This window comes from Methylobacterium platani, assembly GCF_001653715.1.
Classification (GTDB): domain Bacteria; phylum Pseudomonadota; class Alphaproteobacteria; order Rhizobiales; family Beijerinckiaceae; genus Methylobacterium; species Methylobacterium platani.
This window is the reverse complement of the sequence record NZ_LWHQ01000047.1, coordinates 132,892-145,594: the sequence shown is the minus strand read 5'-3', so window position 1 is coordinate 145,594 and position 12,703 is coordinate 132,892. Positions and strand designations below refer to the sequence as shown.

The window sequence follows — 12,703 nt, the reverse complement described above, 5'->3', positions numbered from 1 at the left end:
CGAGCCGGAACCGAACCATGACCTCCGCCGCCATCCTCGCCGCTCTGGCGCCCGCGTCCTTGCGCGGCCGCCTCCTGCCCGACCATCCGCTCGCCGACCTGACCTGGTTCCGGGTCGGGGGGCCGGCCGACGTGCTGTTCACGCCCGCCGACGAGGAGGACCTCGCCGCGGCGCTGGCCGTGCTGCCGCCCGAGGTGCCGGTGACGGTGATCGGGCTCGGCTCGAACCTGATCGTGCGCGACGGCGGCGTGCCGGGTCTCGTCATCCGCCTCGGCGGCAAGGCCTTCGGCTCGGTCGCGATCGAGGGCGAGACGATCCGGGCCGGCACCGCGGTGCCGGACATGAAGCTCGCCCGCGCCGCGGCGGAAGCCGGGCTCGACGGCCTCGCCTTCTATCGCGGCATCCCGGGCTCGGTCGGCGGCGCGCTGCGGATGAATGCCGGGGCGCATGGCGGCGAGACCACCGACGTCCTGGTCGAGGCCCGGGCGGTCGACCGGGCGGGCGCCCTGCACGTCCTCTCGCATGCCGAGATGGGATTCGCCTACCGCCACTGCGCGGCGCCGGCCGACCTGATCTTCACCCAGGCGACCTATCGCGGGAGGCCCGGCGACCGGGCCGCGATCGAGGCCGAGATGGACCGGGTCACCGCGGCCCGCGAGGCGGCGCAGCCGATCCGCGAGCGCACCGGCGGCTCGACCTTCAAGAACCCGCCCGGGGGCAAGGCCTGGCAGCTCGTCGACGCCGCCGGCTGCCGCGGGCTGACCCGCGGCGGCGCGCAAGTGTCGGAGATGCACTGCAACTTCCTGATCAACCGCGGCGGCGCGTCCGCCGCCGACATCGAGGGCCTGGGCGAGGAGGTGCGGGCGCGGGTGCGCGAGACCTCCGGCATCGACCTGCACTGGGAGATCAAGCGGATCGGCGTGCCCGCCCGCTGATTCGCGAATCGGCCCGCGGCGCAGGCGTCGCGGCCGGGACGGTAACCATCCGGGCCGCCCCGGCCGGACGCGATCGCGGGTGCGCCCCGCCGCGCGCAGGACCCCGCCGGGGGCGGGGGCGGCCCGCCCGGACCGGGATGTAAGTTCTTGATGCGCCGTCACTTCCCGGCGGCGGCCCGGCCGCCCGGCGGGGCGGGCCCGGTCTCCCGCCGGGGCGTGGCGCTCCGGCGACGCGCCGCCGCGCGGGGCGTGCGAACCCCGTGCCCGGGCCGAAAACTTTACCGGATATTTACCAGCGAGTTCGAGAGTTGGCGTTAACGGCGCATCAAGCACTTGGATGCCGGGGGTGAGCCGTGCCGACCTCTCGTGACGACGAACGCCGGTCCTCCGCGACCGGTGCGCTCGTGGTCCGGCATGCGGCACGCGAGGCCCCGGACGACCGAGACCAAGCCTTGACGCGCCGGAGATCGCAGCCCGTGCCGGGTATCGTTTTCGGTGAACTCGTCCGATGGATGGTGGTGGACGCTTCCCTGAGCCGCTGACCGTCGCCGGCTATGCCGGCGAGGAGGCCGGCACGCCCGCTCCCCAGCCGGGGATGGCGCCGGCCTGGAGCGGCCCCTCGTCGCGCGAGGCGCGGCCGGGAGAATCGCGGCTCGGCGAGTCCCTCGCGGCCCGCGTCCTGCCGCGGTTCCTGCGTCGGCGCCGCGCCTCGGTGGCGGTGCCGATCGAGCGGCGGATGCCGCGCCATCTCGGGATGGGCCTGGCCTTCGGGTTCTTCGGCCTCGTCGCCGCCGCCGGCTTCGTGTCGGGTGGCGGCTACGCCGAGATCTCGGCCCGCTACGGCACGCCCCTCGACATGGCCGCCCGGGCGCTGGGCTTCGGCCTCGACAAGGTCACGATCTCGGGGCTGGTGCAGCTGCGCTCGGCCGAGATCCTGCAGGCCGCCGGCATCGACCAGCGCAACTCGCTGCCCTTCCTCAGCGTGGTCGACGTGCGCGACCGCCTCTCCTCCGTGCCGCTGATCGGCGGGGTCTCGGTGCGCAAGATCTATCCGCGCGAGCTCCTGATCACGCTCACCGAGCGCGAGCCGAGCGCCCTGTGGCAGCGCAACGGCGAGATCGCCGTGATCGCCGCCGACGGCACGGTGATCGACCAGATGCGCGACGGCCGCTTCGCCGACCTGCCGCTGGTGGTGGGCGAGGAGGCGAACCTGCGCACCAAGGACTACCTCGCGCTCCTCGACGCGGCGGGTCCGCTCAAGGACCGCATCCGGGCCGGCACCCTGGTGTCGGGCCGGCGCTGGACCCTCAAGCTCGACGGGATCGACGTGCGCCTGCCCGAGACCGGCGCCCGCGAGGCGGTCGCCCGGCTCGTCAAGCTCGAGGCCGAGTCGAGCCTGCTCGAGAAGGACATCATCGCGGTCGACCTGCGGCTGCCCGACCGGGTGGTGGTGCGGCTGACCGAGGAGGGCGCGGCGGCGCGCCTGGAGGCCCAGAAGAAGAAGCAGAAACCGAAGGGAACCGAGACATGACCCGCGCGCGAGACGTGACGCCCGCCGGTCGGGTCGGTTCCCCCAGTCCCTCCATCTCCGTTTCCTCCTCCCCGGTGAGCGTCGCGTCATGAGTCTCCTCCAGCACGGTCTCACGCCGCGCTTAAAGCCGCTCTCGGCGCGCCGCAGCGCGACCCTGTCGGTGCTCGACATCGGCACCAGCAAGATCGTCTGCCTCGTCGCCGAGCTGCAGCCGGTCGAGACGCTGGCCACCTTGCGCGGCCGCACCCACCTCGCCCGCATCATCGGCATCGGCCACCAGCGCTCGCTCGGCCTGAAGGGCGGCGCCGTGGTCGACCTCGAGGCGGCCGAGACCTCGATCCGCCAGGCGGTGCACGCCGCCGAGCGCATGGCCCGGGTCGAGGTGCAGTCGGTGATCGTCAGCCTGTCGGGCGGGCGGCTCGGCTCGCAGCACTTCGACGCCAAGGTCCCGGTGCGCACCGGCGCCGTCACCGGCGCGGACGTGCAGCGGGTGCTGGAAGCCGCCAGCACCCACAGCATCAGCCCGGGGCGCGCCGTGCTGCACGCCCTGCCGACCGGCTACTCCCTCGACCAGCAGAGCGCGGTGGTCGATCCGTCGGGCATGCTCGGCGAGCGCCTCGGCGTCGACCTGCACGTCGTGACCGCCGAGATCGCCGCCGCCCGCAACCTGATGCTGGCGGTCGAGAACACCCACCTGCGGGTCGAGGCGGTGATCGCGACCCCGTACGCCTCGGGCCTCTCGGCGCTCGTCGACGACGAGGCCGAGATGGGTGTGGCCGTCGTCGACATGGGCGGCGGCACGACGAGCGTCGGGGTGTTCTCCGGCGGCCACCTCGTCCATTGCGACGCGCTCGCGGTCGGCGGCCACCACGTCACCATGGACATCGCCCGCGGCCTCTCGACCCGGGTGGCGGCGGCCGAGCGGCTCAAGACCCTCTACGGCGCCGCCATGGCGACGGCGTCGGACGAGCGCGACATGATCGCGGTCCACGGCGTCGACGAGGACGAGCGCGACCTGCCGCACCACATCCCGAAATCGCACCTCGTGCGGATCATCCGCCCGCGGGTCGAGGAGGTGCTGGAGCTGGTGCGCGACCGCCTGCGCAACGCGGGCTTCGCCGCCCAGGCCGGGCGCCGGGTGGTGCTCACCGGCGGCGCCAGCCAGCTCGTCGGGCTGCCGGAGGTCGCCCGCCGCATCCTCCAGGGCCAGGTCCGGATCGGCCGGCCCCTCGGCATCAAGGGGCTGCCCGAGGCCGCCAAGGGCCCGGCCTTCTCGGCCGCGGTCGGCCTCCTGGTCTACCCCCAGGTCTCGCATGTCGAGCATTTCGAGCCCCGCGGCCAGGCCGGCCACGCGGGTCTCGGATCGGACACCTACCTCTCCAAGGTCGGACGCTGGATCCGGGAGAGCTTCTAACGGGATCGCCTCCCGGCGCGGGCCCCGGAAACGGGCCGCGGCGGCGGGGCGGGACGGCAAACGGCGCCGTCACGGCGCCACCAGAAACGTAACGATCATCAGAGGCTCGCGCATCATGGCCATCTCCCTGCAAGCTCCGGACATCCGCGAACTGAAGCCCCGCATCACCGTGTTCGGCGTCGGCGGCGCCGGCGGCAACGCCGTCAACAACATGATCGAGTCGGGGCTCCTCGGCTGCGAGTTCGTGGTCGCCAACACCGACGCCCAGGCGCTGACCTCCTCGAAGGCCGAGCGCGTGATCCAGATGGGCATCGGGGTGACGCAGGGGCTCGGCGCCGGCTCGCAGCCCGACGTCGGCCGCGCCGCCGCCGAGGAGGTGATCGACGAGATCCGCGACCAGCTCTCGGGCGCCCACATGTGCTTCATCACCGCCGGCATGGGCGGCGGCACCGGCACCGGCGCCGCCCCGGTCATCGCCCGCACCGCCCGCGACATGGGCATCCTGACGGTCGGCGTGGTGACGAAGCCGTTCCAGTTCGAGGGCGTGCGCCGCATGCGCACCGCCGAGTCGGGCATCAACGAGCTGCAGCAGGCCGTCGACACCCTGATCGTGATCCCGAACCAGAACCTGTTCCGGGTCGCCAACGAGAAGACCACCTTCGCCGACGCCTTCGCGATGGCCGACCAGGTGCTCTACTCGGGCGTCGCCTGCATCACCGACTTGATGGTGAAGGAGGGTCTCATCAACCTCGACTTCGCCGACGTGCGGGCGATCATGCGCGGCATGGGCAAGGCGATGATGGGCACCGGCGAGGCGTCGGGCGAGAAGCGCGCCAACCGCGCCGCGGAGGCCGCGATCGCCAACCCGCTCCTCGACGACGTCTCGATGAAGGGCGCCCGCGGCCTGCTGATCTCGATCACCGGCGGCAACGACCTGACCCTCTACGAGCTCGACGAGGCCGCCACCCGCATCCGCGAGGAGGTCGATTCCGACGCCAACATCATCCTGGGCGCGACCTTCGACGAGAGCCTCGACGGCATCATCCGGGTCTCGGTGGTCGCCACCGGCATCGAGCCGGCGCTGATCAACGCCAACGCGATCGGCTCACCGGAGATCGCCCAGACCGAGCAGCGCATCGCCGAGGTCGCCGAACGCCTGCGCGCCGAGGCCCGGGCCCGGGCCGCCGCCCCGTCGGCGCCCGCCGCCTCCTTTCGTCCCACCGAGGCCCCGGTAGCGCGGGCCCCGGCGCCGGAGCCGGTGGCGCATGCCCCGATGCACGCCCCGATGCATCCCCAGGCCTCGGCGCCCGAGCCCGTCCGGATGGAGCTGCCCCCCGTCCACCAGGCCGCCGGCCTGATGCGCGACGAGGTGCAGATCACCCCGGCCCAGCCGCGCACAGCGCCCGTCTACGAGCCGGCCCCGGCCCCGGCGCCCGAGGCGCAGATGCCGATGGCCTCCGGCCCGTTCATCCCGCCGTCCCCGGCGGTGGTGCGCGCGCCGCGCATGCCCCGGGTCCAGGACCTGCCGATGCCGGCCCAGAACCAGATCCGGGCCAGCCGCGGCGAGGAGCCGGTGCAGCAGGTGACCCCCGACGCCAAGCGCACCTCGCTGCTGCGCCGCCTCGCCACCGTCGGCTTCGGCGGCCGGCGCGAGGACGAGGCCGGCCACCCGGCGCAGGCGCCCGCTCCCGCGGCGCACGCCCCGCAGCCGGCGCCCCGGCCGATGCCTCAGGCTCCCCTGCAGCAGGCCCACCTGCATCAGGCGCCGCAGCATCAGCCGATGCAGCAGGCCCCGGCCCCGCGCCAGGCCGCGCCGCAGGCCTACGCCCCGCAGGGCTACGCGCCGCAGCAGCCCCAGGGCTACCGTCCGGCGCAGGGCAACCTCGACCCGCAGGGCCGCGCGGTGCCGGCCGGCAACCGCATGATGGACGACGACCAGCTCGAGATCCCGGCCTTCCTGCGTCGCCAAGCGAATTGAGGAAGGCGAACTGAGGATCCCGGCCCGGCGGGGCCTCGCCCGAAAGGCGAAGTCCCCCGGGGCTTGTGCCCCGCCACGATCTCGTCACGGCGGCGCCCGGTGCCGCCCAAAAGACACACCCCGAGGCCGCCCGGCCTCGGGGTTTATGCATTCTTCAAGCTTTTGATGCAGAACGCTTTTTTGCGGCCCGACGTGGGCCGCCGGACTGTTACAGAGCGTAAGAATCCGTGATTTGGCCGTGCTTGAGAGCGCGACTATAGCTGTCCTACGCACAAGGGCGAAGGCCGCGCCACCCGCCGGCACCGACACCCACAGGGGCTTCAAGCAACGGACGGATCGCCTCGAAACGTGGGCCCGGGAACGGGACACGATGGTGAGTCGCGGCCGAGGGCTGAGGTAATGAGAACAAGTCAGCAGACGACCCTACGCTCGGCGGCGGGCCTTTCCGGCATCGGCGTCCATTCCGGCAACCCCGTCTCGATCACTCTCCATCCCGCGGAGGCGAATCACGGCATCGCCTTCCTGCGCACCGGCCTCGCGAATGGCCGCGACCGCCTGATCCAGGCCCACCACGCCCAGGTCAGCGCCACCGAGCTCTGCACCGTCATCGGCAGCCGCGAGACCGGCGCCGTCGCCACCATCGAGCACCTGATGTCGGCCCTGTACGGCCTCGGCATCGACAACTGCCTCGTCGAGATCGACGGTCCCGAGATGCCGATCCTCGACGGCAGCGCCGGTCCCTTCGTGACGGCGATCGAGGCGGTCGGCACCACCTCCTGCGGCACGCCCCGCCGCTTCATCAAGGTGCTGAAGACCGTCCGCACCGAGAAGGGCCGCGCCTATTCCGAGCTGCGTCCGTTCGAGCGCGGCTTCCACCTCGACGTCGAGATCGACTTCGAGAGCCCGGTGATCGGCCGCAGCCGCAAGGCGCTGACCCTCACCCCCGCCGCCTATCGCCGCGAGATCGCCCGCGCCCGCACCTTCGGGATGATGCGCGACGTCGAGCGCTACTGGAAGGCCGGCTTCGCGCTCGGCGCCTCGCTCGAGAACACCGTCGCTGTCGGCGACGGCGGCGTCGTCAACCCGGAAGGCCTGCGCTACCCGGACGAGTTCGTCCGCCACAAGCTCCTCGACGCCGTCGGCGACCTGGCGCTCGCCGGCCTGCCGATCCTCGGCGCCTACCAGTCCTTCTGCGGCGGCCACGGCCTCAACGTCGCGGTGCTCACCGCGCTCTTCGCCGACCGGTCGAACTACGCCATCGTCGAGGGCGCCGCCGCCCGCCGCGAGCCGGTCTTCGCCGAGTTCGGCGTCGGCCTCGGTGCCGCGGTCTACGCGCCCGAACTCTAGGAATACGGTGCCGCGGGCTGTTGCAACGAGGCAACGGCCGGCCGCTTTCGCCGCGAAGCGGCGGAACCTTCGCCTCTTCGCGCCGCTTTGGCGCCCTATTCGCCCCGCAGGGTTAAGAGGTTCCTGACCGATGGCCGCCCGCTCTCCGGGCAGTGTGGCCGTCACGGGCTTGGCGCGCCGCGCCGGCCTGCGCTAAGGGGCTCGTGGATCAGCGGCACGACAAGCCGCCTGCTTGGGGAAGAACCCGAATGCCGTTCGCCCACCCGCTTCGCGACGCGAAGGTAACCGTCCTGCGGACCGCGCTGCTCGCGGCATGCGGCCTGGGGCTCGCCGGCTGCGACGCGATCGATTCCATCAATCCGTTCGCGAACGAGAAGTACAAGACCGAGGTCGTCGCCGACGTCCCGGCCGACAAGCTCTACAGCCAGGGCCTCGGCAAGCTCGAGGATCGCGACTACGAGGGCGCGACGAAGAAGTTCGAGGACCTCGACAAGCAGTACGCCTATTCCGACTGGTCGCGGAAGGCGGTGCTGATGACCGCCTACTCGAACTACGAGGGCGGCCGCTACGAGGACGCGATCACCGCCTCGAAGCGCTACCTGCAGCGCCATCCCGGCTCGAAGGACGCGGCCTACGCCCAGTACCTGCTGGCGATGTCGCACTACAAGCAGATCCCGGACGTGACCCGCGACCAGGACCGCTCCGAGAAGGCCCTCGTGGCGCTGACCGAGCTGGTGCAGAAGTACCCGACCTCGGAATACGCCGCCGACGCCAAGGCCAAGATCCAGATCACCCGCGACCAGCTCGCCGGCAAGGAGATGGAGATCGGCCGCTACTACCTCGAGCGGCGCAACTTCCCGGCGGCGATCAACCGCTTCCGCGACGTGGTGAGCAAGTACCAGACCACCCGTCACGTCGAGGAGGCGCTGGAGCGCCTCGCCGAGGCCTACATGGCGCTCGGCATCACCGGCGAGGCGCAGACCGCCGCGGCGGTGCTCGGCCACAACTTCCCCGACTCGCCCTGGTACAAGGACGCCTTCAACCTGCTCCAGAGCGGCGGCCTGCAGCCGCGCGAGGAGAAGGCGTCCTGGATCAGCAAGGCGTTCCGCGGCGTGATCGGGATGGACACCCGCACCGCCGAGGCGCAGTAAGAGCCTCGCGGCGTCCCACCGGACATGCGGCCGTGGCGCGCACTCGCGCCGCGGCCCGTTCGGCTGTAGATACCCGCCCGATCTCCTCCTCCACGTCCCGGCAAGGGTGGCATGCTGGTTCAGCTCGCGATCCGCGACATCGTCCTGATCGACAAGCTCGAGCTGAACTTTCGCGAAGGCCTGAGCGTCCTGACCGGGGAGACCGGCGCCGGCAAGTCGATCCTCCTCGACGCCTTCACGCTGGCGCTCGGCGGCCGCGGCGACGGGCGGCTGGTGCGCCAGGGCGAGGCGCAAGGGCAGGTCACGGCGGTGTTCGACGTGCCCGCCGACCACCCGGCCCGGGCGCTCGCGGCGGCGTCCGACATCGACACCGAGGGCGACCTGATCCTGCGCCGCATCCAGGTCGCGGACGGGCGCACCCGGGCCTTCGTCAACGACCAGCCGGTCGGCGTGCAGGTCCTGCGCGCCATCGGGGCGGCGCTGGTCGAGATCCACGGCCAGCACGACGACCGTGCCCTCTCCGATTCGACGACCCACCGGGCGATCCTCGACGCCTTCGGGGGCCTGAGCGCGCGCCAGGCCGCGGTGGCGGAAGCGGCGCGCCGGGTGCGCCAGGCCCGCACCGCCCTCGCCGAGCACCGCGCCCGGGTCGAGGCCGCCCGCAAGGAGGTCGACTTCCTGCGCCACGCCGTCGAGGAACTCGCCGCCCTCGATCCGAAGCCCGGCGAGGAGACCGAGCTCGCCGAGCGCCGCACCGCGATGCAGCAGGGCGAGAAGGTCGCCCGCGAGCTCAACGAGGCCCTCGATGCCGTCGCCGGCCAGGGCTCGCCCACCGCCCATCTCTCGGCGGCCCTGCGCAAGCTGGAGCGCCGCGCCGCCCAGGCCCCGGGGCTGGTCGAGCCGAGCATCAACGCCCTCGACAACGCCCTCGTCGCCCTCGACGAGGCCCGCACCAGCCTGGAGGATGCGCTCCAGGCGGCGGAATTCGACCCGCGCGAGCTGGAGCGGGTCGAGGAGCGCCTGTTCGGCCTGCGCGCCGCCGGACGAAAGTACAACGTCGCGGTCGACGATCTCGCGGCACTCCGCCAGCGCTACGAGGGCGACGTCGCGGTGATCGATGCCGGCGAGGAGGCGCTCGGCCGCCTCGATGCCGCCCTCGCCACCGCCGACGCGGCCTATCTCGACAAGGCGGAGGCGCTGAGCAAGGGCCGGCGCAAGGCGGCCGCGTCCCTCGACAAGGCGGTGCAGGCCGAGTTGCCGCCGCTGAAGCTCGAGCGCGCCCGCTTCATCACCGAGATTGCCACCGATCCGGAGGCCCGCGACCCGGCGGGCCTCGACCGGGTCGAGTTCTGGGCCCAGACCAACCCGGGCACCCGGCCCGGCCCGATGATGAAGGTCGCCTCGGGCGGCGAGCTGTCGCGGTTCATGCTCGCCCTGAAGGTGGTGCTGGCCGACAAGGGCTCGGCCCCGACGCTGATCTTCGACGAGATCGACACCGGCGTCGGCGGCGCGGTGGCGGACGCGATCGGCGCCCGCCTCGCCCGGCTCTCGGCCCGGGTCCAGACCGTCGCCGTCACTCACGCGCCGCAGGTCGCGGCCCGCGCCTCGACCCATTTCCTGATCGCCAAGGAGGCGGTGAAGGGCTCGGACCGGGTCGCCACGCGGGTGAAGCCGCTGGCCGCGATGCCGCGCCAGGAGGAGATCGCCCGGATGCTCGCGGGCGCGACGGTGACCGAGGAGGCCCGCGCCGCTGCGGCCCGGCTGCTGCAGGGTGCCGAAGCGTGACCGTTACGCCGTCGGGCGTAGCGGCCCTCGACAGGCGTTGCTTTATGGTTAAGCTCTAAGAACGATTCGCCGGGCGGCCACGACCGAGCCCGGTATGGTGAACGAAGAGGAAATGTTAACTCTTTCTTTACCATATGCCGTGAGACTGCTCGTCTCGGCACGGGTCAGCCTTCCCTCGGACCCGCGCGATGTCACGGGGCCAGTGGTCCGATGAAGCAGGACGTGAGTTCGTTTCGGGAAGCCGTTCAGGATCCGGCACTGCCGGCGCTCTGCGTCGAGGCGCAGCACCGGCTCGGGCGCACGTTGCGGTCGCTCTACGAGCGCACCGTGGACGGCCAGCCCATCCCCCTCGATCAGGTCGATCTGCTGCTGCGCCTGCGCCATCGCGAGCGCGAATTGCAGCGCCAGCGCTGACCCGGCGGGACCCGCTTCACCGATGACGCGCAGCGCTCCGCCGGGCGGCGGAGCGGATCGGCGGCCGCGGGGCGTGCCGCCAGGGCCGATCCCGCGGGCGGGACCGGCAGGGACGGGCGGTCCTCAGCGCCGCCGGCGGTCGCGCACACGCACCGGAACGAGGGCCGGGGCCTGCGCCCGCGAACCCGCCACGGCGAGGGCGCCCGCGAGACCGAGGGCGGCGAGGATGCCGGCGACCACCATCGGCGAGACCGTGAGAAGACCCGCCACCAGCAGGGCGAGCAGCGCGAGGCCGGCACGCGGGGCATTGGAACGGATCATCTCTTACCCTCCATCCAGACGCCGGTGAGAACGTGTGGCGCGAAACCGGGGTTCCGCGCCGCCCCCGTCACCGGCAGCCACCCGAATGTGGGGTGCCCGACCCGGTTGCGCCACCTGCGACAAAGCGGAACCCAAATTCAGGCTTGACGTTGTCTGCTCACGATCGGCCGAAAGCCGAGAGATCAGGCAAGAGGGGTCACGCCATGCTGGGTTGGGCTATCACGTTCCTCGTCGTGGCTCTGGTGGCCGCGCTGTTCGGTTTCGGCGGTATCGCCGGGACGGCGGTCGAGGCTGCCAAGCTCATCTTCTTCGTCGCCGTCGTGCTGTTCGCGATCTCGGCCGTCATCGGTCTGATGCGGGGCCGGTCGCCGACGCTCTGACGACCACGCGGCAAACGATCCATCGAACGGCGGCGCCGTCCCTCTCCCGGAGGGGCGGCGTCGTCACGAATCCGTCGTCGGCTTGGTCGCGCTGCGCTCCAGCTCGGCGAGCAGATCGATGAAGCGGTCGGGAATAGGCTGCTGCATCAGCTCGTCATACATGGCGCGCAAGTGCGAGCCGATGCGTCCCTGGACGTTGCGGTCGAGGGCGGGCTGGTCCGGCCCGGCGGCTTCGCCCTCGCCCTGGGGCGCCGGCTCCCCCGGAGGCACCTGAGGGCCCCGCATCCCCTTGCCATCGATCATGCAATTCCCCTTCGCCCGTCCTGGACACGCGGACAGGGCGATGCCATGGCGCCCGGTATGCCGGGTCGCGCGCTTGCGGCGACAACGCGCGCCGGCGCAGTCAGTTCCGTGTCGGACCGGAACGAACGCGCCCGCAGGGCGTTGAGGCACGAGGGCCGACGCGCGCAACGACAACACCAAGGGGACCTGAATGTCGACAGCACAACTCGTGGTGCAACACCTGCCTTACCTGCGTCGCTACGCGCGCGCCCTGACGGGCAGCCAGGTGGCCGGCGATGCCTACGTGGCCGCGACGCTCGAGACGCTCGTGAACGAGCCCGAGACCCTCGGGCGCAGCACCAACGTCAAGGCCGACCTGTTCCGCGTCTTCACCCGGATCTGGAACTCGCTGTCCGTCAACGGCCAGACCGAGCAGACGCAGCACGACCTGCCGGCCGAGGTGCGGCTCGGCCAGATCACCCCGCTGCCGCGCCAGGCCTTCCTGCTCTCCTGCCTCGAAGGCTTCTCCGAGGAGGATGCCGCGACGATCCTGGGCGTCGACGTGTCGGAGGTGCGCGACCTCGTCGACGAGGCCGGCCGCGAGCTCGCCGCCGACATGGCGACTGAGATCCTCATCATCGAGGACGAGCCGCTGATCGCCATGGACCTCGAGGCTCTGGTCGAGGGTCTGGGCCATAACGTCACCGGCGTCGCCCGCACCCGCACCGAGGCGGTCAAGCTCGCCTCGACCAAGCGCCCGGGCCTGATCCTCGCCGACATCCAGCTCGCCGACGGCTCCTCGGGCCTCGACGCGGTGAACGACCTGCTGAAGTCGTTCGAGGTGCCGGTGATCTTCATCACCGCCTATCCCGAGCGCTTCCTCACCGGCGAGCGGCCGGAGCCGGCCTTCCTCATCGCCAAGCCGTTCCAGCCCGCCAACGTCTCGGCGGTGATCAGCCAGGCGCTGTTCTTCCAGCAGAGCGCCCGCCGGCGCGAGGCCCGCGCCAGCGCCTGAGGGCGCGCCGCCGACCGACGCATAACGCCATCCCACGAAAGCCCGGGCCCGCCGTCAGGCGGGTGCCGGGCCTTCGTCGTTTCAAGCGGCGCGTTTGATGTTCCAGCCATCAGGCGCGGGCTCGCGCGACGTCGCTTCTCCCTCGAGGGT

The 12,703-nt window shown here is 72.1% G+C and carries 12 protein-coding genes and 1 pseudogene; 11 read left to right on the top strand and 2 right to left on the bottom strand.

All coding sequences use genetic code 11. The features are described from left to right. Positions 1-17: 17 nt before the first annotated feature. The 9 genes and pseudogenes from murB (at position 18) to A5481_RS23265 (ending at position 10,555) form a co-directional block, all read left to right on the top strand. Positions 18-935 (top strand): UDP-N-acetylmuramate dehydrogenase, encoded by a 918-nt coding sequence (gene murB, locus A5481_RS23300; RefSeq protein ID WP_048435633.1) that lies wholly within the window; start codon positions 18-20, stop codon positions 933-935. A gap of 284 nt (positions 936-1,219) precedes the next feature. Continuing rightward, positions 1,220-1,477, top strand: a pseudogene (locus A5481_RS35955) (D-alanine--D-alanine ligase); the annotation flags it as partial. Beyond that, complete coding sequence (locus tag A5481_RS23295; RefSeq protein WP_048435632.1) at positions 1,444-2,466, top strand: cell division protein FtsQ/DivIB; 1,023 nt, start codon at positions 1,444-1,446, stop codon at positions 2,464-2,466. The pseudogene A5481_RS35955 and the gene A5481_RS23295, both read left to right, overlap by 34 nt. A gap of 88 nt (positions 2,467-2,554) precedes the next feature. Further along, positions 2,555-3,880: a cell division protein FtsA gene (gene ftsA, locus A5481_RS23290; RefSeq protein WP_048435631.1), complete on the top strand. Its 1,326-nt coding sequence runs from the start codon at positions 2,555-2,557 to the stop codon at positions 3,878-3,880. A gap of 115 nt (positions 3,881-3,995) precedes the next feature. Further along, positions 3,996-5,858: a cell division protein FtsZ gene (gene ftsZ, locus A5481_RS23285; RefSeq protein WP_048435630.1), complete on the top strand. Its 1,863-nt coding sequence runs from the start codon at positions 3,996-3,998 to the stop codon at positions 5,856-5,858. Between the two features lie 399 nt (positions 5,859-6,257). Next, positions 6,258-7,205 (top strand): UDP-3-O-acyl-N-acetylglucosamine deacetylase, encoded by a 948-nt coding sequence (gene lpxC, locus A5481_RS23280; RefSeq protein ID WP_048435629.1) that lies wholly within the window; start codon positions 6,258-6,260, stop codon positions 7,203-7,205. Positions 7,206-7,453: 248 nt separating this feature from the next. Beyond that, positions 7,454-8,356, top strand: coding sequence for an outer membrane protein assembly factor BamD (locus A5481_RS23275; protein WP_048435628.1), 903 nt, complete (start codon positions 7,454-7,456; stop codon positions 8,354-8,356). Between the two features lie 111 nt (positions 8,357-8,467). After that, positions 8,468-10,141: a DNA repair protein RecN gene (gene recN / locus A5481_RS23270; RefSeq protein ID WP_048435627.1), complete on the top strand. Its 1,674-nt coding sequence runs from the start codon at positions 8,468-8,470 to the stop codon at positions 10,139-10,141. Between the two features lie 210 nt (positions 10,142-10,351). Further along, complete coding sequence (locus tag A5481_RS23265; RefSeq protein WP_048435626.1) at positions 10,352-10,555, top strand: hypothetical protein; 204 nt, start codon at positions 10,352-10,354, stop codon at positions 10,553-10,555. 123 nt (positions 10,556-10,678) lie between these two features. Here A5481_RS23265 and A5481_RS23260 read toward each other — a convergent pair whose 3' ends face one another. Beyond that, a complete protein-coding gene (locus A5481_RS23260; protein ID WP_048435625.1) occupies positions 10,679-10,876 on the bottom strand; it encodes a hypothetical protein in 198 nt (65 codons plus the stop codon). A gap of 203 nt (positions 10,877-11,079) precedes the next feature. Here A5481_RS23260 and A5481_RS23255 point away from each other — a divergent pair, with 203 nt between their 5' ends. Then, the gene (locus A5481_RS23255) at positions 11,080-11,256 is read left to right on the top strand and encodes a DUF1328 domain-containing protein (protein ID WP_048435624.1); all 177 of its coding nucleotides are present in this window, start codon (positions 11,080-11,082) and stop codon (positions 11,254-11,256) included. A 63-nt stretch (positions 11,257-11,319) separates the two neighbouring features. Here the strand turns inward: A5481_RS23255 and A5481_RS23250 are convergent, their stop codons facing one another. Beyond that, complete coding sequence (locus A5481_RS23250; RefSeq protein ID WP_048435623.1) at positions 11,320-11,559, bottom strand: NepR family anti-sigma factor; 240 nt, start codon at positions 11,557-11,559, stop codon at positions 11,320-11,322. Positions 11,560-11,749: 190 nt separating this feature from the next. On the opposite strand from A5481_RS23250, the gene A5481_RS23245 reads away from it, so the two are divergent. Continuing rightward, positions 11,750-12,553, top strand: coding sequence for a response regulator (locus A5481_RS23245; protein WP_048429093.1), 804 nt, complete (start codon positions 11,750-11,752; stop codon positions 12,551-12,553). Positions 12,554-12,703: the final 150 nt, after the last annotated feature.